This window comes from Streptomyces tatrensis, from assembly GCF_049310065.1.
Lineage (GTDB): Bacteria > Actinomycetota > Actinomycetes > Streptomycetales > Streptomycetaceae > Streptomyces.
Genome location: NZ_JBMDLB010000011.1, coordinates 6,001,855 through 6,022,642, shown reverse-complemented (window position 1 = coordinate 6,022,642; position 20,788 = coordinate 6,001,855). Strand labels below are relative to the sequence as shown.

Below are 20,788 nucleotides of genomic sequence, written 5' to 3'. Positions count from 1 at the left end.
CAGGAGAACGCATGCGGCTCCACCACCGCCGAAGGGCCGCCATCACGGCGGCCCTTCTCGCGCTCGCGCTCGGCGCACCCGCCTACGGCATGAGTGCGACGGCAGCCCCGCCGCCCACCCCCTCGACCGCCACCCAGGACGAGTCGATCGTCCAGTACGAGATCCAGGGCCCGTCCACGGCGACGGAACGCACCGCCCTGCTCCGTACCGGCGTCTCCATCGACGAGGTGGACGCCCGCTCGGTCGTCGTCAGCGCCGACCCGATGCAGGCCAAGAAGCTGCGCGCACTCGGCTACGAGCTGACCGCGCTGCCCGGACCGCCGGACCGCTCCGACGGGCGCGACATCGCCGCCGGGATCAACGACTTCCCGTCGAAGGACGCGCTCTACCACAACTACGCCGAGGCGAGCGCGGAGATCGACCAGCGCGTCGCCCAGTACCCCTCGATCATCAGCAAGCGGGTCATCGGGAAGTCCTACCAGGGCCGGGACCTCGTCGCGATCAAGATCAGCGACAACGTCGCGACCGACGAGGCCGAGCCCGAGGTGCTCTTCACCGCGCACCAGCACGCCCGCGAGCACCTGACCGTGGAGATGGCCCTCTACCTGCTCAAGGAGTTCGGGTCCAAGTACGGGACGGACTCGCGCGTGACCAACATGGTCAACAACCGCGAGATCTGGATCATCCCCGACCTGAACCCGGACGGCGGCGAGTACGACATCGCCACCGGCTCGTACCGCTCCTGGCGCAAGAACCGGCAGCCCAACGCCGGCTCCTCGTACGTCGGCACGGACGAGAACCGCAACTGGAACTACAAGTGGGGCTGCTGCGGTGGCTCCAGCAGCAGCAAGAGCTCCGAGACCTACCGGGGCCCGGCCGCCGAGTCGACGCCCGAGGTGAAGGCGGTCTCCGACTTCGTGCGCAGCCGCGTGATCGGCGGCAAGCAGCAGATCACGGCCGCCATCGACTTCCACACGTACAGCGAGCTCGTGCTGTGGCCGTACGGGTGGACGTACAACGACACGGCGCCGGGGCTGACCGCCGACGACCTGGCCGTGTTCAAGAAGATCGGCACCAGCATGGCGGCCAGCAACGGCTACACGCCGGAGCAGTCGAGCGACCTGTACATCACCGACGGGACGATCGACGACTGGCTGTGGGGCGACCAGAAGATCTTCGGCTACACCTTCGAGATGTACCCGGCCAGCTCGAGCGGCGGCGGCTTCTACCCGCCGGACGAGGTCATCGAACGCGAAACGGCGCTCAACAAGGACGCGGTGCTGCAGCTCCTGGAGAACGCGGACTGCATGTACCGCTCGATCGGCAAGCAGGCGCAGTACTGCCCGTGACCCGGTGACCACGCGATCCCGTGACCACGTGATCCCGTGATCCCGTGACCCGAGCGGCCGGGCGCCCCACCGCCAGGGGGGCGCCCGGCCTTCCCACGCCCGCGTGCCGGAGCCGCCCCCTGGCTACAGTGCCCTCCAAGGGGGTGCCGATGGAGGGCATGGTGTTGGCGGGCCGGTACGAGCTGGCCGAGCTGATAGGCGCGGGCGGCATGGGCGAGGTGTGGCGCGGCCGCGACCTCTCGCTGGAACGGGACGTCGCGGTCAAGGTCATCGCCCGGCCCGGGGACGACCAACTCGCCCTGCGGTTACGGTCGGAGGCGCGCGCGGCCGCCAGACTGTCCGACCCGCACGTCGTGGCCGTGCACGACGTCGGGGAAGGTGACGTCGACGGGCGGACCGTCGTCTTCCTCGTGATGGAGCTCGTCGACGGACTCCCCCTGGACGCGGCGCGCGGTCCGGCGGCCGTCGAGGACGTGGTGCGGTGGGGCGTGCAGATCTGTGAGGGACTCCAGGCGGCGCACACGGCGGGGATCGTCCACCGGGACATCAAGCCGGGCAACCTCCTGCTGACCGCGAAGGGCCGCATCAAGATCTGCGACTTCGGGATCGCCCGGGAGAGCGGAACGCGCGGGCTGACGGCGACCGGAGCGGTGATCGGGACGCTCGCGTACATGGCCCCGGAACAGGCCCGGGGAGAGCACGACGCGCGCACCGACCTCTACGCGCTGGGATGCGTGCTGTACGAACTGCTCACCGGAGAGCCGCCCTTCACGGGCCTGGGGTGGGACGTGCTCGCCCAGCACGCGACCAGGACGCCGGAACCGGTACGGACGCATCGCCCCGACGTCACGGGCGAGCTCGACCGGCTGGTCCTGCGGCTCCTGAGCAAGGACCCGGCGGACCGCCCGCGGAGCGCGGCCGCGACCGGGGAACTACTGAGCAACAGGGCCACCCCGCGACCGAGTTGTGGAAGCAGCCGGGACCGCCCGCGGCACCGCTGAACCTCGCCGCACGCCCGACGGAAACCGCCGCTGTCCGCCCGGCCGCCGCCCGGCCGCCTGCCGCCCCGCGGCCCGCCGTGCGGCCACCCGCTGTGCGGCCGGCCGAGCCGTCACCCACCGGATGGGTGCCGTCGGGCGGACTCCGAGAGACGTCCGCCGCTCAGGATCCCGTGAAGCCCGGGCCGACCGTGCTGTCGACGGGCGCCGCCTGGATGTCCTTCCTGACGCCCGCGCTGGCGGTCGGGGGCCAGCTGTTCGCGTTCCAGGTCCTGTCCGCGACGTGGTCGGTCGTCGTGGGCGTCGTGGTCGGCATCGTCTTCCAGATCGACCAGCCGCTCTCGGACGAGTCGGACGAGGACGAATTCGGCCTGTCGCTGGTGGGCTTCTGGCTCGCCTTGCTCGCGGGCATGGCGGTGGCGATCCTGCTGCTCTGGGCTCCGGGAATCCCGTGGTGGGTGGGGGTCCTGGCCCTCTGTGTGATGGGACCGCTGGCCTTCTGGACCGCCACGGGCCTGACGCGCTTGTTCGAGGCGGTGACGCGGGCGGAGGAAGCCGCGTTCGTGGCCAACACATCGGGCATCGCCGCCGGGTTGACGACGGCCTCGCTGCTGCTCGCCCGTACGGACCTCGCGGTGGTGCTGGTGCCGCTCGCCGGGCTGCTGACCTGGATCGTCGCGGGCGTGGCAGTGAGTCTCCTCCTGCCACCTCGCCGCTACTGAGCCCCGGGCCCGGCGCTCGGGGCCCGGGCGCCGGGCCCGGTCAGTCCTTCTTCGCTTCCTCCGCGTTGCGCCAGATCGTGAGGTCGAGGGTGATGTAGCGGCTCGACTCCTTCGCGCCCGACTTGCCGCGGAAGGTCGCCACCGCGATGTGCCCCGCGTTGCTCAGGATGCAGACCTGCGATCCGTCCGTGAGCTGGTCGAGGCCCATCTTCTCGGTGAAGCGGGTCACGCTGCGGCAGGTCTCCAGGGAGCCCTTCTCCGCGTTGTTCAGCAGGACCAGCTTCCCGTTCGCGGTACCGAACCGCTCCTCGCCGAACAGGCTGTCGCGGTAGTAGTAGAGGTCTCCGTCCCCGTACGACACGCCCGCGCCGCTCGGCTCCTCGGCCGGGCGCGGCGGATTGTCGGCGAGCATCAGCTGGTGGTTCTCGGGCATGTCGATGCCCTTGTACTCGACCGGCTTCGGGTCGACGGGCTTCTGGCCCTTGCCCGGGGAGGCACTGGCGCCCGCCGTGCTGCCGCTGCCGGGTGAGCCGGCCGCACCGTTCTTCTTGGAGTCGTCCGGGAGCAGGGATCCGAGGACGGCGAGCCCGATGACGGCGCCCACGACGGACAGGGTGACGATCAGCCCGGTCCGCTTGGGGCGGGTCGGCGCGGGCGGGTACCCGGGCTGCCCCCACCCGGGCTGCGCGTACGTGGGCTGCTGGTACGAAGGCTGCGCGTACGAAGGCTGCGGGCGCGGAGGCTGGGGCTGGGGCTGCGGGTACGCGTACGCGGGCTGCTGCTGCGGGGGCTGCGCGTACGGCTGCGGTGTCCCGTAGCCGGTCGGCACCGTCGGCCGTCCGGGCTGCGCCGGAGCGGTCTGCGTCGGTGCGGCCTGCATCGCTGCGGCGGGGGGTGCCGGAGGCTGCGGGGAGAACTCCGTCGGCGTCGGCGCCGGAGCGGCCGGCTTCGGCGGCGGGGTGGGGGCCGGGGCGGGCAGCAGCTGCACCCGCTCGGTGATGGAACCGGCGACCGCGCGCGGCAGCCAGTCCTCGCCCTGGCGCAGCGGCTCGGTGCCCGCGGCTTCGTTGCACAGCGCGATGACCTCGCTCAGCGCGGGGCGGCCGGCCGGGTCGCGGCTGAGGCAACGGGTCACCAGCGGCCGCAGTTCCTCGGGCAGCCCGCTGAGGTCGGGGTCCTCGTGCACGATCCGGTAGAGCACCGCGTGCGAGGGCCCGTCCCCGTAGACGGAGGACCCGATCGCCGCGAAGGCCGCGATCTGGCCGAGGGCGAAGACGTCGGTGGCCGGGGTGATCGTGCCCGTCGAGGCCTGTTCGGGCGCCATGAACGCCGGGGTGCCGATGCTGACGCCCGTGCTGGTCAGGGCGGTGGAGTCGGCGGCGCGGGCGATGCCGAAGTCGATGACGCGCGGGCCGTCGGAGGCGAGGAGCACGTTGGCGGGCTTCAGGTCGCGGTGGACGATGCCCGCGCCGTGGATGACGGTCAGGGCCTCGGCGACCCCGACGGCCAGCAGCAGCACGCTGCGCGGCGGCAGTGCGCCGTGGTGGGCGACGGCGTGCGCGAGGGAGGGGCCCGGCACGTAGGCCGTGGCCAGCCAGGGCTGGGAGCCCTCGGTGTCCGAGTCGATGACCGGAGCGGTGTAGAGCCCCTGGACCCGCTCCGCGGACCGCACCTCCTGCTGGAAGCGCCGCCGGAACTCGGGGTCCTCGCTGAACTCGGACCGGATCACCTTGATGGCGATGGGCCTGCCGCCGGGCGTGTACGAGAGGTACACCTTGCCCATGCCGCCGGCGCCGAGCACCGCCGCGAGCCGGTAACCGCCCACGATCTCCGGGTCGTCCGCCTTGAGCGGTTGGAAGATGCCTGGCGAAGGTGCGCTGCTCATGAGGACCCATCCCTGCTGGCGGCGTTCCCCGGCCCCCGCCGGCGCCCCGAAGTCACCCGTGAGGGTACCCAATGCGCGATCGCTTGCCCGTCCCGGACCGCGTGGCCGGCGGCGGGAGTTGGCCCGCCGCCGGCCCGTGCCCGTCAGCCGTGGAAGGTGATGTACCCGTTGCCGTCGGCGTCGGATCCGCTCTTGGTGTACGCGTGGGAGTCCGCGAGCTTGCCGGACGGGGTGGAGACGTAGATCGTGTCGCGGTCGTTGTTCCAGATGAAGTTGCAACTACCGCGGTACGCGACGTTGTTGGCGTCCGACTCGGTGCCGTAACCACCGCGCAGCTTCACGAAGTCGCCGGGCTGGAGGTAGTGGTTGTTGGCGAAGGTGAAGCGGTTGCCGGTGGCGTCCTTGACGACGTAGCCCTTGAGGTTGACCGTCGACGTGGTGGAGTAGTTCTTGATCGTCAGGTACTCCGCGGCGGTGTTGCCCGTGGAGCAGCTGTTGGAGTCCGCGCCGGGGGCGTCGTACTGGACGCCGCGGATCTTCAGGGAGTACCCGGTCTCGGTGGCCTGGGCCGGGGTGGCGGCGAGGACGGCCAGGGTGCCCGTGGCGACGGCCGCGGCTATGACAGAGAGCTTGCGCAAGAGAGTTCCCCCACATTGTGTGTATAAAGCGCGCTCAAGATACACAGAATGTGGAAGGTTCTCGCCGTTATGTACAGATCGTGAGACGCCCGCCCCGGGCCGCCAACTCCCGTGGAACGTAAGGCCCGGCCCGGACCGACCCGGACCGGACTCAGGCGTCCAGCACCGCGAGGGCGTCGATCTCGATCAGCAGGCCGCCGGGGAGGCCCACGTACACGGTGGTGCGCGCGGAGGGGGCCGCCTTCAGGTTCTGCTCCTCGAAGTAGGCGTTGTAGATCCCGTTCATCTCTTCGAAGTGCGTGGTGTCGGTGAGGTAGACGCGCAGCATCATCACGTCGTCCCAGGAAGCGCCGCCCGCCTCCAGGACGGAGCGGACGTTCTCCAGCGTCTGGAGGGTCTGCTCGCGCAGGGTCGGGCCGGCCGGCGTGGGCTCCTGCCCGTCCACGTGCGGGAGGAAGCCGACCTGGCCGGCGACCTGGAGGATGTTGCCCTTGCGGACGCCGTGCGAGAACTTCGCGGGCGGGTCCGTGTGGGTGGCGGGGGTGATCGCGATCTTGTCGGTCATGGCTGCCTGTCTTCCTGTACGGGGCCCGAGCGTCTCGGGAACTCTGTGTGTGCCTAAGGGTTTCAGGCTTTTCGGGCGCGGCGTGACCGTTTGCTGTCACCTGTCCGGGGTCCGAACCTCGCGGGGAGATGGTGGACCTGGGTGGCGTGCAAGTGGTGGAAGCCGGTCCGCTCGGCGGCGCTGGTGCGTCGTCGACAGGTTCCGCGTGAGAGCCGCACTCGACCGGCTGGAAGGTGGCCTTCTGGCAGGTCGGGTGCGGGTACTCCATGACCTGACACTGGCCTGTTGGGGGCTGCTGTCTGGTTGTCATGCCCCGCCGGACGCTGTACCGACCCCGTGGGGGTGGTGGCGGGGACCGTACGCACATCGGGCATACGGCGGGAAGTCTTCAGGCCCGGAGCCTGTTCGGCGGCGCGCCGGGCCCCTCGGCCTAGAGGAACGGTCGGCCCGCAGGGAGTGGGACGCCCCTTGCCGAGGATGGTCTTGGTCCCGTGCGGCCGGGGCAGGGCGATGTCCGCGCGGCGCTCTCGGCGCATGCGGCGGGTGGTCTTCTCCGGGCGGCGCACACCGCGCACCTTGCCGTCGACGGTGGTGCGGATGGTCCGGATCCCGCTGGCGCGTTCGGTTGTGGTGTGGGCCTGCGCGAGCAGGCCGCGGGAGACGATCCGGCGGGCGGCGGCGTGGTCACGATCCATGGACAGGCCGCAGCCGGCGCAGTGCGCCCACTTCCAGCCGCGCTCGCGCAGGCGGTCAGGGGCCGGGTGGTGGGCGAGTGCGCACAGGCAGCCGGGGCACTGGGCGGAGGTGCCGCGAGCGGGGACGGTGACGACCGCGATCCGGGCCTTCGCGCCCAGATGCCTGATCGCTTCGGCGATGGTGCCGCGCACCTGCCCTGACAGGCGGGCGTTGCCTTTGCGGTGGCCGCGCGCCTCCAAAGTGGTGAGGTCTTCGAGGTAGATGACGGTGGCGCCGAGCGCGAGCGCTTGGTCGACGGCCCAGCAGGCCGCCGACCACGCCAGGGCGTCGTTGAGGTGACGGATACGGGCACACACCCGCTGGTGTTCGCTCTCCAGCACCGCTGCCCGTTTCAGGAGTTCGCCCCAGGCCGGGCGCGGGGAGCCGAGGCCGTCCGCAAGCTGCTGGTAGCGGTCGCGTCGGGTGGCGAGGTGCTCTCGGTGGGTGCGCAGCCGGTGGAGTTTCGCGCTGATCGTGGTGGCGTCGAAAATCAGGGGGCGGCCGTCGGTGATCACCCGTTGTACCTCGCCCCGCCCGGACAGACGGCCGGCCACACCGGTGAGGAGGGTGTTGACGCCCCAGTCGAAACCCAGCGCTACCCGGTGCCCACTCGCCTTCGTGGCCGGGACGGGCCGCGAGTGTGGCAGGTCCACGGCTATCCGGCCACTGCGGGTGGGACGCAACGTGGGGGTGTGCAAGACCGCGTCGGCCTCGACGGTGCCCGGAAGCCGGATGTCGATCACATGCCAGGCCCACTGACGCCCCGAGGCCGGGGTGGCGCACAGTGGGAGCTTGACTCGCAACCGGGCCGTCGTACCGTCCACCCGTACCAGGGTGACCTGCTGGCAGTCCATCGCCGCCAGCAACACCAGCGCCGCGACCTCGGGCGGGTCCTCCAGCTCGCACAGTCCGGCCGGCAGCAGCCCGTGTTCGCGGAGATACTCCCGTACCTGGCGGGTGCGGTTACGGATCTCCGCACCACTCACCCCCGCAGGCAACGCGGAGCGCAACGCCTTCCACTCCGCCTCGGTGCGCCTATGAGGATCACCAGGCCAGGTCGCCAGGACCGCCGCCACGACGCTACGCCGGTGCAAGGCCAGGCGCAGCGTGCGCGCAGCGTATTCCTCGGCCGATCGCCGCACCCGGTCCGAGACATATACCCCCGCCGCCGGGGCCACGGTCTTTGGCCAGCCCAGGCGACGCAACGCCATCCAGCCCTTGGACGGCAACTCCGTACCCCGCGCATCCACTCCGGCGGCCAGCACATCCAGCGAGGCCTCGTCCCACCGGGAGGCAACCAACTGCCCGGTCAGGCCCTGGCACAGCCCGGCCAGGAAGGACACCCGCTCGTGCAGCAGCCGCTGTCCGACCCGCTCACCACTGCGCTCGACCACACCACCAAAGGCGGTACACGTCGCCGTCGCCATCAACCGCGCCATACTCACCACCCCTCCACGGCCCCGAACCAGACACATCCCCACATCCGATCGACCTAACGACCGACCATCACACAAAGGCACGCAAAAGGAAGTCACCCAACAGTTGAAGAGCCTGAGTACTCGCGGCCGATGGCGTCGGCGGTCTGCCGTACGAGCGGGAGGAGTTCGAGCAGCCCCGCGACGGGGAGGACCACGCCGGGGGCGGAGACGGACATCGCGGCGACCACACGGCCGTCGGGTCCGCGGACGGGGGCGGCGAGGCAGTTCAGGGACTCCTCGTGGCCGCCGATGTCGGTGGCCCACCCCTGGACGCGTACGAGGTCCAGCTCGCGCAGGTACGCGGCGGCGTCGGGGGTGGAGCGGGAGGTGTAGGCCGGGTACTCGATGCGCGCGGCCAGGGCGCGGCGCTCCGCCTCCGGCAGGTCGGCGATCAGCAGTTTGGCCACGGCGGCGACGGTGAGGGGGACGGGCCGGCCGATGCGCGAGTACATCCGGACCGCGTAGCGGCTGTCGACCTTGTCGACGTAGACGACCTCGTCGTCCTGGTGGAGGGCGAGGTGCACGGTGTGGCCGGTGGTCCGGTTCAGTTCGAGCAGGTGCGGGTGCGCGATCTCGCGCACGTCGAGGTTCTCGATGGACTCGGCGGCCAGCGCGAAGAGGGAGGCGCCGAGCCGGTAGCGCCCGTCGGCCTGCCGGTACGCGAAGCCGTGCTCCTGGAGGGTCCGCAGCAGCCGCAGGGCCGTGCTCTTGTGCACGTCGAGCACCTCGGCGACCTCGCCGAGCCCGGCCGGGCCCTTGGCCAGGGCGGGCAGGATCCGCAGCGCCCGCTCCACCGACTGGCTCATGCCGTGTCCCTTCGTACGGTCCGTTGCCCGCTGCGCGGGGCCGTGTCCCCTACCCATCCCCCAGACTCCGTCCGGGGGGACCCCCAGTTCCACCGTTCCCAGGGCTCTGCCCTGACCCGTGGACCCGGGCTGCGCCCGAGGCCCCTGGGGCTCCGCCCCAGACCCCGCGCCTCAAACGCCGGCGAGGCTGGAATGTGGGCCCGTTGACCCGGCGTCACCCGGAATGTTAGACAGCATGCAGCGGCACGCGCAACGATCGTTGCAGTGCACGCAACCACCGCAACCGCCCGGGAGGCACACACCATGCCCAGCGACCCCGTCCAGGCCCTCGACCAGGAGCCGGTGGACCACCGGTTCAAGGGACTCCCCCCGGATGCCGGGCAGGCGGGCCTCACCGTCGGGGAGCTGACCGCCCAGCGGCGGAGCCTCTACACCGGCGGGTTCACCACGCCCGTGCTCACCCTCGACGCGGAGGCGCTGAGCCACAACCTGGCCGCCCTCGGCGGCTACGCCGAGCGCCACGGCCTGGCCTTCGCCCCGCACGGCAAGACCTGCATGGCCCCGCAGCTGTTCCGGCGTCAGCTCGACCACGGCGCCTGGGGCATCACCGCCGCCGTCCCCCACCAGGCCCGCGTCTACCGGGCGTTCGGGATCCAGCGGATCTTCCTCGCCAACGAGCTCGTCGACGCCGCGGCCCTGCGCTGGGTGGCCGCCGAGCTCGCCGCGGACCCCGCCTTCCGCTTCGTCTGCTACGTGGACTCCGTGCGCGGGGTCCAGCTCATGGACCGGGCCCTGGCGGGGCAGCCGCAGCGCATCGACGTGGTCGTCGAGCTCGGCGCCGGCGAAGGCGCCCGCACGGGGGCCCGTACGGACGAGGACTGCCGGGCCGTCGCCGACGCGGTGGCGGGCACGGACACCCTGCGTCTGGTCGGCATCGCCGGGTACGAGGCGGAGGTGCCCGGGGCCGAGCCTGACTCCGTGCACGCCTACCTGCGCCGACTCACCGGGCTGGCCGTCGAGTTCGACAAGGCGGGGCGGTTCGAGGGGCTCGACGAGATCGTCGTCAGCGCGGGCGGTTCCGCCTGGTTCGACGCCGTCGCCGACGTGTTCGCCGAGCTGCCGGAGCTCTCGCGGCCGGTCCTGAAACTGCTGCGCTCCGGTGCGTACGTCTCCCACGACCACGGCTGGTACACCCGCCTGACTCCCTTCAACCGGGTCCCCGAGGAGGGCGGTCTGCGCCCCGCCTTCCGGCTCTGGGCGCAGGTGGTCTCGCGGCCCTCCCCCACCCAGGCGTATCTCAACGCCGGCAAGCGGGACATCGCCTACGACCTGGGGCTGCCCGAGGTGGAGCTGGTCCGCGACCCCCTCACCGGCGCCGAGCGCCCGGCGACCGGGGTCCGCGTCCTCAAGCTCTCCGACCAGCACGCCTGGCTGGAAACCGACTCCGCCGAGGACGTGCAGGTCGGCGACTGGGTGGCGCTGGGGATGTCCCACCCGTGCACGATCTTCGAGAAGTGGCCGCTGATCCCGGTGGTGGAGGCCGACGGCACGGTCACCGAATACGTCCGGACGTTCTTCTAAGCCCATGGACCTGGTCATCCGCGGGGCCCGCGTCGTCGACGGCACGGGCGGGCCCTCCTACACCGCCGACGTCGGGATCCACGAGGGCCGCATCGCCGAAGTGGGCGGCCGGATCGCGGGCGGCGGGCGCCGCACGCTCGACGCCCGCGGCCTCGCCCTGGCCCCCGGTTTCATCGACATGCACGCCCACAGCGACCTGGCCCTGCTGCGCGATGCGGACCACTCCGCGAAGGCCGCCCAGGGCGTGACCCTCGAAGTCCTCGGCCAGGACGGCCTGTCCTACGCCCCCGTCGACGACCGCACGCTGGCCGAGGTGCGGACCGCGATCGCCGGCTGGAACGGCACGGGCGAGGACATCGACTTCGACTGGCGCACGGTCGGCGGGTACCTGGACCGGCTGGACCGGGCCCACGGCGGTCAGGGCATCGCCGTCAACGCCGCCTACCTGGTCCCCCAGGGCACCGTCCGCGCCCACGCCGTCGGCTGGGACGACCGCCCCGCCACCCCCGCCGAGCTCGACCGGATGCGGGCCGTGGTCGCCGAGGGGCTCGCGCAGGGTGCCGTAGGGATGTCCTCCGGGCTCACCTACACCCCGGGCATGTACGCGTCCGGCGCCGAACTGACCGAGCTGTGCCGGGTGGTGGCCCGGTACGGCGGCTACTACTGCCCGCACCACCGCTCGTACGGCCGCGGCGCCCTGGCCGCCTACGCCGAGATGGTCGAGCTGACCCGCGAGGCCGGCTGCGCCCTGCACCTGGCGCACGCCACCATGAACTTCGGGGAGAACGAGGGCCGGGCGGGCGAGCTGCTCGCCCTGCTCGACGGGGCGCTGGCCGGCGGAGCCGACATCACCCTCGACAGCTATCCGTACACCCCCGGCTGCACCACCCTGGTCGCCCTGCTGCCCAGTTGGGCGAACGAGGGCGGACCCGATGCGGTCCTGGCACGCCTCGCCGACGACGCCGAGGCCGAGCGGATCCGGTACGCGCTGGAGGTGGAGGGCGCCGACGGCTGCCACGGGGTCCCGGTCGACTGGTCGACGATCGAGATCGCGGGGACCACGGATCCGGCCTACGGGGCGTACGTCGCCGCGCGGGTCCCCGACTGGGAGACGGCCCGGGCGCTCCTCCTGGGCGACCGGCTCGGCCCGAGCATCCTGCAGCACGTCGGGCACGAGGAGAACGTACGGGCGATCATGCGCCACCCGGTGCACACGGGCGGCTCGGACGGCATCCTGCAGGGCGCGAAACCGCATCCGCGGGCCTACGGCACCTTCCCGCACTATCTCGGGCACTACGTGCGCGAGCTGGGCGTCCTCTCCCTGGAGGAGTGCGTCGCCCACCTCTCCGGCCGCCCCGCCGCGCGGCTGCGGCTGGCGGACCGGGGGCTGGTGCGCGTCGGGCACCGGGCCGACCTCGTCCTCTTCGATCCGATGACGGTCGCGGCCGGCTCGACGTACGAGCACCCGCGCGCGCTGCCGGCCGGGATCCCGTACGTCCTGATCGACGGGCGTTTCACCGTCCGGGACGGGCGCAGGACGGACGTCCTCGCCGGACGGGCCGTCCGTCGCACGCCGCACGGCGGCCTCTGATGGGCCGTGGTCCACACATACGATGAGCGACATGTACGGCTTTGGCGTCTCCTTCGTACCCGCCGCCCTCTTCCTCTTCCTCTTCGGCGTGAGCGTGCGGGAGGACCGCAGGCGCTTCCGCAACGCGGTCTACCTGGGCCTCACCTTCATCTTCGCCTCGATCGGGCTGCTGTCGCAGGTCACGCGCCTGCCGGCCGGACTGGCCCAGGCCGTGGTCCTGCTGGTGTTCCTGGTGCCCGCCGTCGGCACGGTCGCACTGGGCGTCTTCCTGATCGGCAACGGGCTGACGATGGTGCGCAAGGAGGGCCGGCGGCCGGGCAACCTGCTGTCCTTCGCGGCGGGCGTGGCGATCTTCCTCCTCATCGCCTTCGTCTTCGTGACGGCCAACACCGGACCGCCCGCCCTGGACGCCGTCATGGTCGGGGTGGTCCTCCTCGTCGCGTACGTCTCCTTCCTCTTCCTGTGCTTCCTCGCCTACGCCTACCTCTACGGGCGGATCAAGGTGCGCGGGGACGTGGACTACGTGGTGATGCTCGGCTCCGGCCTGATCGGCGGCGACCGGGTCCCGCCCCTGCTGGCCTCGCGGCTGCGCAAGGGACAGGCGATCCACGACGCCCAGATCGCGCGGGGCGGACGGGCGCCGCTGCTGCTGACCTCGGGCGGCAAGGGGGCGGACGAGAAGGTCGCCGAGGCGCGGGCGATGGCGGACTGGCTGGTGGCGGAGGGCGGCGTGCCGCGCGAGCACCTGCGGCTGGAGGACCGCTCCCGTACGACGGAGGAGAACCTCCAGTTCAGCCGGACCGTCATGGAGGCGGAGGTCCCCTCCTACCGCTGCGTGGTGGTCACCAACAACTTCCACGCCTTCCGCGCCGCGATGATGGCCCGCAAGGCCGGGGTCAACGGGCAGGTGCTCGGCTCTCCGACGGCGAAGTACTTCTGGCCGAGCGCGACGATCCGCGAGTTCGTGGCCGTGTTCTGGGAGCACAGGACCGCCAACCTGAGCATCTGCGGCGCCGTCGTCGCCCTGACGGCGGTGCTCGCGCTGGCGGTCTGACCGCCGGGGAGGGCGGGGGGCGGCGCCGAGGTGCGTTCTTGGGGGCGCGGCCGGAGGATGGGGGCCAGGGGGACACAGCAGGAGGTAGCGATGGACAGTGAATCGGACCAGCAGCCCCAGCGCCCCGCCCACCTCTACACCGGGTCGGAGCACCCGTTCGACCCCGAGGACCTCGTCATGGCGCGCGGCCAGGACGTGACTCCGGAGCGGGTCGAGAAGGCCCGCAAGCTGATCGAGAAGGAGGGCGCGAGGGCGCTCGAGCGCTACCTCCCGTAGGCGGGCCCCGACCGGGGCGGGGCGGACCGGGCTCCCCGGCCCGCCCCGAGGCACGCGCCCGTCGTCATCGCGCGCGCGTGCTGGTCCAGCCCTGGCGGCGGAGGGTTTCGAAGCCGTCCAGGAGGAGGTCCAGGGCGAATTCGAACTCGAACTGGTCGTCGCAGCCGCCACCGCCACCGCCGCTGACCGTGGTGCCGTCGTCGTGCGCGGCCGTCGCGGCCAGCTCCGCGATGTGCGGGTAGTGCGCCGCCAGTGCGGGGTCGGGCGGGCCCTGGGGGGCCGAGGGGCCTGAGGGGCCCGAGGTGTCGAACAGTTCCTGGCTGAAGCCGAGCAGGCGGCTGCCCATCGCGTGCATGACGTGGTGCGTGAGGTCGGCGGAGAGGCCGCCGCCGCGGAAGCACCCGGCCATCGAGTCCAGGTACGCCAGCACGGCCGGGGTGGGGCCGGGCCGCGACTCGATGACCCGGGCCGCCCAGGGGTGGCGGAGCAATGCCTGCCGGGCCGAGAGGATCCGCGCGCGGACCACGGGCCGCCAGTCGGGGCCGGCGGCCGGCGGGTCGATCTCGCCGACGACGGCGTCGGTCATGCCGTCGAGCAGCTCCTCCTTGTTGGCCACGTGCTTGTAGAGGGCCATCGGTACGACGCCCAGCTCCTGGGCGAGCCTGCGCATGCTGAGCGCGTCGATGCCGGTGGCGTCGGCGAGCGCGACGGCGGCGCGCAGGACGCGGTCCCGGTTCAGCGGGATCCGCTGTGTGTGCGTGCTCTTGCCCGCGCTCTTGCCCGCGCTCTTGTCAGCGCTCTTGTCCGCGCTCTTGTCCGTGGCTTCCTGCCGGGTCATTCCGGTGCGGCCCCTTCCCTCTGCTCTGCGGCACCCCTCCTTGACGAGTGTACGCCGTACACCTATGGTCACCTCAAGGTGTACGGCGTACACCTCCGATCGAGCGAGGGGTGCCGAGAAGATGAGTCCGGACCGGAGAACCGCAGTGGCCGCCGGGTTGCTGTTCCTGCTGACCGAGGTCTCCGCGATAGCCGGGGCGGTGCTGTACCGCCCCCTGCTGGGCGCCGCGGACGGCCGGCTCGCGCAGGGCGCCGACACGCAGGCACTGCTCGGGGCGCTCTGCGAGGTGGTGCTCGTGGTGGCGGTGGCCGGTACCGGGGCGGCGCTCTTCCCCGTCCTGCGGCGCCACGGTGAGGGGCTCGCGCTCGGGTACGCCTTCGGGCGGCTGCTGGAGGCGGCCGTCATCGCCGTCGGGATCGTCTCGGTCCTGGCGCTCGTCACACTGCGGCGGGGCGTGGAGGCGGGGGTGGCCGGCGGCGCGGATGCCGCGCTGGTGGCCGTGCACGAGTGGACGTTCCTGCTCGGGCCCAACATCGCCCTCGGGCTGAACACCGTCCTGCTCGCGTACCTGGCGTACCGCGCACGGCTCGTACCGCGGTTCGTCGCCGTGCTCGGGCTGGTCGGCGGACCGCTGATCTGCGCGTCGGCCGTCGCCGTGACGTTCGGCGCCTACGACCAGCTCTCGCCGGTGGGGGCGGTGGCGGCCCTCCCCGTGTTCGCCTGGGAGCTGGCGCTGGCGGGGTGGCTGATCGTCAAGGGGTTCGGCCCGGGTGCGGGCGCTGGCGCATCCCGTGCGGACGGGGCCGCGGTCGCCCCGGTAGCCGCCCTGCGGTGACGCTGCCGCGGGTGGGTGGGTGGGTAGGCGGGTGCCCTGCGGGGCGGATTCCCCTACCCGCCCTTCCGCCGTTCCCAGGGCGCTGCCCTGACCCGGTCCTCAAACGCCGGACGGGCTGGAGGGGGGTACCGGGCTGCGCCCGGACCCCCTGGGGCTCCGCCCCAGACCCCGGTCCTCAAACGCCGGACGGCTGAAAAGACAAACCCCGGCCGGGAGGGAAGCCCCCGGTCGGCTGGGGCCTGTGGACGGAGGCGCCCAGTTCCGCGGCGTGGGCCGCCACGCGCGCCAAAGGTACGCGGACCCGCTGACATCGCCGGAAGGCACGGGTCTCGGGGGTCTTGGGGCCTCAGCCTTCGGGTCGTAGGTCCACAGTCTGTCCGACCGTGGGTTTATGCGGATTTAACCGTGTTACAACTGGAACATCGCGCTGCAAATGGCGCATTTTCCTTAGCTGTTGCCCAGCCCACACAAGCGCTGCCTGCCTTGGCAACACACCCCGTTTCCGCTGGAGGAAGCACCGTGAGTACAGCCGAGCAGACGGCCCCGTCTGCCAAGAAGAACTCCGCCGTCATGGCGGTCATGCAGCGCCTCGGCCGCAGCCTCATGCTGCCGATCGCCGTGCTGCCGGCCGCCGCGCTGCTGATGCGCTTCGGCAACGCCGACATGCTGGGCAGCGAGTCGCTGCCGGGCTGGGTCAACGAGATAGCCAAGTACATGGCCGCCGGCGGCAACGCCGTCTTCGGCAACCTGGCGCTGCTGTTCGCCGTCGGTATCGCGGTGGGCTTCGCGAAGAAGTCCGACGGTTCCACCGGCCTCGCGGCCGTCGCCGGTTACGTGGTCTTCGCCAGCGTGCTCGGCAAGTTCAGCGACGGCAACGTGCCGCAGATCGAGGCGGTCGTCGACCACAAGTTCGCCATGATCGACGCCCCCGTCAATGCCGGCGTCCTCGGCGGCGTCGTGATGGGCATCGTCACCGCGCTGCTCTACCAGAAGTTCTACCGGACCAAGCTGCCGGACTGGGCGGGCTTCTTCGGCGGCCGCCGCCTCGTCCCGATCCTGTCCTCCTTCGCGGGCCTGGTCATCGGCATCGTCTTCGGTCTCATCTGGCCGGTGCTCGGCAAGGGCATCCACGGTCTCGGCGAGTGGCTGGTCAACTCCGGTTCCGTCGGCGCGGGCATCTTCGGTGTCGTCAACCGTGCGCTGATCCCCGTCGGCATGCACCACCTGGTCAACTCCTTCCCGTGGTACCAGGCCGGCGAGTACAACGGCGCCCACGGCGACATCGCCCGCTTCCTCGCCGGCGACCCGACCGCCGGACAGTTCATGACCGGCTTCTTCCCGATCATGATGTTCGCCCTCCCGGCCGCCTGCCTCGCGATCGTCCACTGCGCCCGCCCCGAGCGCCGCAAGGTCGTCGGCGGCATGATGTTCTCCCTCGCGCTCACCGCCTTCGTCACGGGCATCACCGAGCCGATCGAGTTCACCTTCATGTTCATCGCCCCGGTGCTGTACGCGATCCACGCGCTCCTGACCGGTGTCTCCCTGGCCCTGACCTGGGCACTCGGAATGAAGGACGGCTTCGGCTTCTCGGCCGGCGCGATCGACTTCTTCCTCAACCTCGGCATCGCGACCAACCCGTGGGGCCTGGCCGGCATCGGCCTCTGCTTCGCGGCGCTCTACTACTTCGTCTTCCGCTTCGCCATCACCAAGTGGAACCTCCCGACCCCCGGCCGCGAGTCCGACGAGGAGCTCGCCGAAATCCTCAAGGCCGAGGCGAAGTAACCGTGCCCTCGGCGCAGCGCACCCCCGGACGGGGAATGCCTTGCGAGGAGCGGCGCGAGCTGATCGCCGGCACGGTACGGACCAAGGGCCGCGTACGGGTCTCGGACCTCGTACGGGAACTGGGCGTCAGCCGGATGACCATCCACCGGGACCTCCAACACCTGGACGCCCGGGGCCTGGTCCGCCGGATCCGCTCCGGAGCGGATCCCGTGGATCCGACGAATACGACGAATACGACGGACCCGAAGGCCCCGGCCGTCTGAGATCCGCCCCGAAAGCGGGGGCGGGGCACCACCGACCGACCGGTGGCGCCCCGCCCCTTTCACGTTCGGGCTGGAATGCGCCAGGGTGACGAGCGCAACACCGCGGCGGGTCCCACCCCTGACCCCACTCATTCCGTAGGTCGGAGCGGGGCGTCGGCCCCGGTTTCCAAGGGTGCGTGGCGCTCACACCCAGCCTTCGCACGAAAGGGGACATATCGGTCGACTGCCCAGCCCTCGGCGCCGGGTCAAATAGCGGAGCGCACCCGCATCCGGCCCCGTAAGCTCCCGTCATGCAGGTGATCCAGTCAACGAAACTCGCCAATGTCTGCTACGAGATCCGCGGCCCCGTCCTCGAAGAGGCGATGCGGCTCGAAGCAGCAGGTCATCGCATCCTCAAGCTCAACACCGGCAACCCCGCGGCCTTCGGCTTCGAGTGCCCGCCGGAGATCCTTGAGGACATGCTCCGCAACCTGGGCAACGCCCACGGGTACGGGGATGCGAAGGGGCTGCTCTCCGCGCGCCGCGCGGTCATGCAGCACTACCAGACCAAGGGCATCGCGCTGGACGTCGAGGACATCTACATCGGCAACGGGGTCTCCGAGCTGATCCAGATGTCCATGCAGGCGCTGCTCGACGACGGCGACGAGGTGCTCGTCCCGGCGCCGGACTACCCGCTGTGGACCGCCTCCGTCAGCCTGGCCGGCGGCACCGCCGTGCACTACCGCTGCGACGAGCAGTCCGACTGGATGCCGGACCTCGCCGACATCGAGCGCAAGGTCACCGACCGCACCCGCGCGATCGTGATCATCAACCCGAACAACCCGACCGGCGCCGTCTACGACGACGAGATGCTGCGCGGGCTCACGGACATCGCGCGCCGCCACAACCTGATCGTCTGCTCGGACGAGATCTACGACCGCATCCTCTACGACGGCGTCACGCACACGAACACCGCCGCCATCGCGCCCGACCTGCTGACGCTCACCTTCAACGGGCTCTCCAAGAACTACCGCGTCGCCGGCTACCGGTCCGGCTGGATGGCGGTGTGCGGTCCCAAGAAGCACGCCTCGTCGTACATCGAGGGCCTGACGATCCTGGCGAACATGCGGCTCTGCGCCAACATGCCCTCCCAGCACGCGATCGCCACCGCGCTCGGCGGCCGGCAGTCGATCGAGGACCTGGTGCTGCCCGGCGGGCGGATCCTGGAGCAGCGCGACACGGCGTACGACCTGCTGACGCAGATCCCCGGCATCACCTGCGTGAAGCCCAAGGGCGCGCTGTACCTGTTCCCGAAGCTGGACCCGTCCGTCTACAAGATCAAGGACGACCGGCAGATGGTCCTCGACCTGCTGCGCGAGGAAAAGATCATGGTCGTGCACGGTACGGGCTTCAACTGGCCCGAGCCCGATCACTTCCGGATCGTGACCCTGCCGAACGCGAAGGACCTCGCCGACGCCGTCACCCGGATCGGCAACTTCCTCGACGGGTACGGCCAGCCGTAGCTCCCCGTCCGGCGTCCCGCACGTGTGGACGGCCCCCGTGTACGGACCCGTGGACACGGGCCGCGCACGGGGGCCGCGCCGTTCTACGGGACTGCGACGAGCCCGGCGGACAGCGCCCCGGTGATCGCGGCGATGTGGTGGTAGGCGCGCCCGACGGCGGCGATCACCTCGTCCTGCCCGCCCGGCCCGGGGAGCGCCTCGTTCATGCGCGCCGTGAAGCGGGCCCAGCGCTCGCGGTCGCCGCTGGCGTAGTAGGCCACGCCGTCCGTGTCGCGCAGCCGGTAGGCCTCGGTGACGTAGCGGCGCAGGATCATGCCGCCCATCGTGGAGCCCTCCAGTACGTAGAGGAACCCGAGCAGCGCCCGGGGCTCCGAGGCCGCGGCGGCACGGATCTCGTGCGCGAAGGCGGCCGCCGGCGCCGCCGCGACGGACGCCGGGAACACCCCGTCCTCGGCGAAGTACATCAGGTCGCGGTCTATGAGGGGGAGCTTGACCAGGTCCGCCGACCACACCGAGGCCACGCACGGGCCCGTGGCGCGGGAGAGTTCCTCCTCCAGCGCCTTCAGGACCACGCGGTAGGCGGCGAGCTGGTCGACGTACCGGTCGAGCGGAAGCGTCCCCGCAAGCATCGCTGTCGAGAAGGCCGTGCCCTCCAGGTCCGCGTGCCAGGTACGGGTGCCCGCCCGGATGCGCTCGACCAGCGTGTGGCAGTCCGCGGAACTCATGCGCCTTCACCTTCGCCCTTCAGGAGCGTCGTGTGCAGCCGGTCGATGAGGTGTCCCTTGCGCTCGATCGTCACGTCGAAGTACCGGGCGCTCTGCTCGGAACGGCACACCCCGCGCACCGCCTCCATCGCCGCGCGCTTCAGCTCCACGGCCTCGGCCGCGAGGCGCAGCAGCGTGGCCCGAAGGTCCGGGTGGCCGAGCACGAACTCCTTCAGCCGCGCTCCGACGAGCTCGCCCGGGGCGTGCTGCCCGGCGGGCGCGGAGTCGAGCAGTTCGAGGAAGACCCGGTTGCTCAACTGGCCGAAGTCCTCGTGGGCGCCCCGGCCCGCGAACTCGGGCACGAAGTCGGTCAGATCGTTGAACAGCTGGCTGGCCAGTCCGAGGTCGCGCATCGCCCCGTCCAGGACCCGCCGCTCGTCCTCCACCACGCCCAGGGCCGCCACCGCCGCGTCCAGCGGCATCCAGAACAGCGTGCCCGTCTTGAGCGCGGCCATCGACTCCCAGAAGGCCACCCGCTCGGCACGGGGCGCGGCCACCAGTTCGGCGCGCGTGAGCGCGGTGCGCGTGGAGACGTCCACGGCCTGGCCTGTGAGGCCCCGGCCGACCGACTGCAGCAGGCTCCGTACGACGGCCGGCTCGGCCGCGTGCTCCAGGGCCGCGGTGATCAGCAGGGAGCCCGTGTTGAGGGCGAGCGGGATCCCGTGGGTGACGTGAAGGGCGGGCTCGCCGTAGCGGATGCCGCTGCCGTCCTGGATGTCGTCGAGGGCCACCGCGGCCTTCAGCAGCACGCGCACCGCCACCGCCGCCCGGCGGACCGCGGCCAAGTCCGCCGCGGAGGCCTCCTCACCGGCGCTGCCGGGGAAGCCCCGGTAGTTGCGGTAGGCCCAGAACACCATCGAGGGGCGCAGCGGGGCCCGGCCCGCGGGCGCTGCCGCGGTGGGCGCCAAGGCCTGCTGGCCCACCTTCGAGCCGACGGCGTCGGCGACCGGCGCGTACAGGGAACGCCCCAGCACCGCCTCGTACACGGAGGTGGGTGCGGACTCCCCCGACTCCGCACCCACCTCCGTCCGCGTCCCCGTCGGCGTCCCCGCCCCCGTCAGGGAGGCCAGGAAGACCGCCAGGTCGTCCTCCAGGAGCGCCGCATCGCTCCGCACCACTGCCTCTA

At 71.7% G+C, this 20,788-nt stretch carries 19 protein-coding genes; 11 read left to right on the top strand and 8 right to left on the bottom strand.

Features of this window, described 5'->3' with window-relative positions:
* Positions 1 to 11 precede the first annotated feature (11 nt).
* The 3 genes from ACODT5_RS43500 to ACODT5_RS43490 all read left to right on the top strand — a co-directional run bounded on the left by ACODT5_RS43500 (position 12) and on the right by ACODT5_RS43490 (position 3,069).
* Positions 12 to 1,349, top strand: a complete 1,338-nt coding sequence (locus ACODT5_RS43500; protein WP_422524428.1) for a M14 family metallopeptidase — start codon at positions 12 to 14, stop codon at positions 1,347 to 1,349.
* 149 nt (positions 1,350 to 1,498) lie between these two features.
* The gene (locus ACODT5_RS43495; RefSeq protein WP_422524427.1) at positions 1,499 to 2,350 is read left to right on the top strand and encodes a serine/threonine-protein kinase; all 852 of its coding nucleotides are present in this window, start codon (positions 1,499 to 1,501) and stop codon (positions 2,348 to 2,350) included.
* Between the two features lie 170 nt (positions 2,351 to 2,520).
* Positions 2,521 to 3,069: a hypothetical protein gene (locus tag ACODT5_RS43490; RefSeq protein ID WP_422524426.1), complete on the top strand. Its 549-nt coding sequence runs from the start codon at positions 2,521 to 2,523 to the stop codon at positions 3,067 to 3,069.
* 40 nt (positions 3,070 to 3,109) lie between these two features.
* Here the strand turns inward: ACODT5_RS43490 and ACODT5_RS43485 are convergent, their stop codons facing one another.
* The 5 genes from ACODT5_RS43485 to ACODT5_RS43465 all read right to left on the bottom strand — a co-directional run bounded on the left by ACODT5_RS43485 (position 3,110) and on the right by ACODT5_RS43465 (position 9,176).
* Positions 3,110 to 4,954 (bottom strand): serine/threonine-protein kinase, encoded by a 1,845-nt coding sequence (locus ACODT5_RS43485; RefSeq protein WP_422524425.1) that lies wholly within the window; start codon positions 4,952 to 4,954, stop codon positions 3,110 to 3,112.
* Between the two features lie 143 nt (positions 4,955 to 5,097).
* Positions 5,098 to 5,592 (bottom strand): lamin tail domain-containing protein, encoded by a 495-nt coding sequence (locus ACODT5_RS43480; RefSeq protein WP_422524424.1) that lies wholly within the window; start codon positions 5,590 to 5,592, stop codon positions 5,098 to 5,100.
* A gap of 151 nt (positions 5,593 to 5,743) precedes the next feature.
* Positions 5,744 to 6,157 carry a RidA family protein gene (locus ACODT5_RS43475; RefSeq protein WP_422524423.1) on the bottom strand — a complete coding sequence of 138 codons (414 nt, stop codon included), beginning with the start codon at positions 6,155 to 6,157 and terminating at the stop codon, positions 5,744 to 5,746.
* 62 nt (positions 6,158 to 6,219) lie between these two features.
* Positions 6,220 to 8,319, bottom strand: coding sequence for a zinc ribbon domain-containing protein (locus ACODT5_RS43470; protein ID WP_422524422.1), 2,100 nt, complete (start codon positions 8,317 to 8,319; stop codon positions 6,220 to 6,222).
* A 104-nt stretch (positions 8,320 to 8,423) separates the two neighbouring features.
* Positions 8,424 to 9,176: an IclR family transcriptional regulator gene (locus tag ACODT5_RS43465; RefSeq protein WP_422524421.1), complete on the bottom strand. Its 753-nt coding sequence runs from the start codon at positions 9,174 to 9,176 to the stop codon at positions 8,424 to 8,426.
* A gap of 303 nt (positions 9,177 to 9,479) precedes the next feature.
* On the opposite strand from ACODT5_RS43465, the gene ACODT5_RS43460 reads away from it, so the two are divergent.
* The 4 genes from ACODT5_RS43460 to ACODT5_RS43445 all read left to right on the top strand — a co-directional run bounded on the left by ACODT5_RS43460 (position 9,480) and on the right by ACODT5_RS43445 (position 13,678).
* Complete coding sequence (locus ACODT5_RS43460) at positions 9,480 to 10,757, top strand: amino acid deaminase (RefSeq protein WP_422524420.1); 1,278 nt, start codon at positions 9,480 to 9,482, stop codon at positions 10,755 to 10,757.
* Between the two features lie 4 nt (positions 10,758 to 10,761).
* Positions 10,762 to 12,348, top strand: coding sequence for an N-acyl-D-amino-acid deacylase family protein (locus tag ACODT5_RS43455; RefSeq protein ID WP_422524419.1), 1,587 nt, complete (start codon positions 10,762 to 10,764; stop codon positions 12,346 to 12,348).
* Between the two features lie 31 nt (positions 12,349 to 12,379).
* A complete protein-coding gene (locus ACODT5_RS43450) occupies positions 12,380 to 13,402 on the top strand; it encodes a YdcF family protein (protein WP_422524418.1) in 1,023 nt (340 codons plus the stop codon).
* A 90-nt stretch (positions 13,403 to 13,492) separates the two neighbouring features.
* On the top strand, positions 13,493 to 13,678 hold the full coding sequence (locus ACODT5_RS43445; RefSeq protein ID WP_243340661.1) for a hypothetical protein: 186 nt from the start codon (positions 13,493 to 13,495) through the stop codon (positions 13,676 to 13,678).
* Positions 13,679 to 13,742: 64 nt separating this feature from the next.
* On the opposite strand, the gene ACODT5_RS43440 is transcribed toward ACODT5_RS43445, so the two are convergent.
* Positions 13,743 to 14,516 (bottom strand): TetR/AcrR family transcriptional regulator, encoded by a 774-nt coding sequence (locus ACODT5_RS43440; protein ID WP_422524417.1) that lies wholly within the window; start codon positions 14,514 to 14,516, stop codon positions 13,743 to 13,745.
* A gap of 145 nt (positions 14,517 to 14,661) precedes the next feature.
* Here ACODT5_RS43440 and ACODT5_RS43435 point away from each other — a divergent pair, with 145 nt between their 5' ends.
* The 4 genes from ACODT5_RS43435 to ACODT5_RS43420 all read left to right on the top strand — a co-directional run bounded on the left by ACODT5_RS43435 (position 14,662) and on the right by ACODT5_RS43420 (position 18,898).
* Positions 14,662 to 15,351: a DUF4386 domain-containing protein gene (locus ACODT5_RS43435; protein WP_422524416.1), complete on the top strand. Its 690-nt coding sequence runs from the start codon at positions 14,662 to 14,664 to the stop codon at positions 15,349 to 15,351.
* A 570-nt stretch (positions 15,352 to 15,921) separates the two neighbouring features.
* Positions 15,922 to 17,133: a PTS transporter subunit EIIC gene (locus ACODT5_RS43430; RefSeq protein WP_422525218.1), complete on the top strand. Its 1,212-nt coding sequence runs from the start codon at positions 15,922 to 15,924 to the stop codon at positions 17,131 to 17,133.
* A gap of 2 nt (positions 17,134 to 17,135) precedes the next feature.
* Complete coding sequence (locus tag ACODT5_RS43425; protein ID WP_422524415.1) at positions 17,136 to 17,396, top strand: DUF977 family protein; 261 nt, start codon at positions 17,136 to 17,138, stop codon at positions 17,394 to 17,396.
* Positions 17,397 to 17,686: 290 nt separating this feature from the next.
* On the top strand, positions 17,687 to 18,898 hold the full coding sequence (locus ACODT5_RS43420; protein ID WP_422524414.1) for a pyridoxal phosphate-dependent aminotransferase: 1,212 nt from the start codon (positions 17,687 to 17,689) through the stop codon (positions 18,896 to 18,898).
* Between the two features lie 83 nt (positions 18,899 to 18,981).
* Here the strand turns inward: ACODT5_RS43420 and ACODT5_RS43415 are convergent, their stop codons facing one another.
* Both ACODT5_RS43415 and ACODT5_RS43410 read right to left on the bottom strand, forming a co-directional pair.
* On the bottom strand, positions 18,982 to 19,623 hold the full coding sequence (locus ACODT5_RS43415; protein WP_422524413.1) for a biliverdin-producing heme oxygenase: 642 nt from the start codon (positions 19,621 to 19,623) through the stop codon (positions 18,982 to 18,984).
* Positions 19,620 to 20,777, bottom strand: coding sequence for a polyprenyl synthetase family protein (locus ACODT5_RS43410; RefSeq protein WP_422524412.1), 1,158 nt, complete (start codon positions 20,775 to 20,777; stop codon positions 19,620 to 19,622). Before ACODT5_RS43410 ends, ACODT5_RS43415 begins: the two co-directional genes overlap by 4 nt.
* Positions 20,778 to 20,788: the final 11 nt, after the last annotated feature.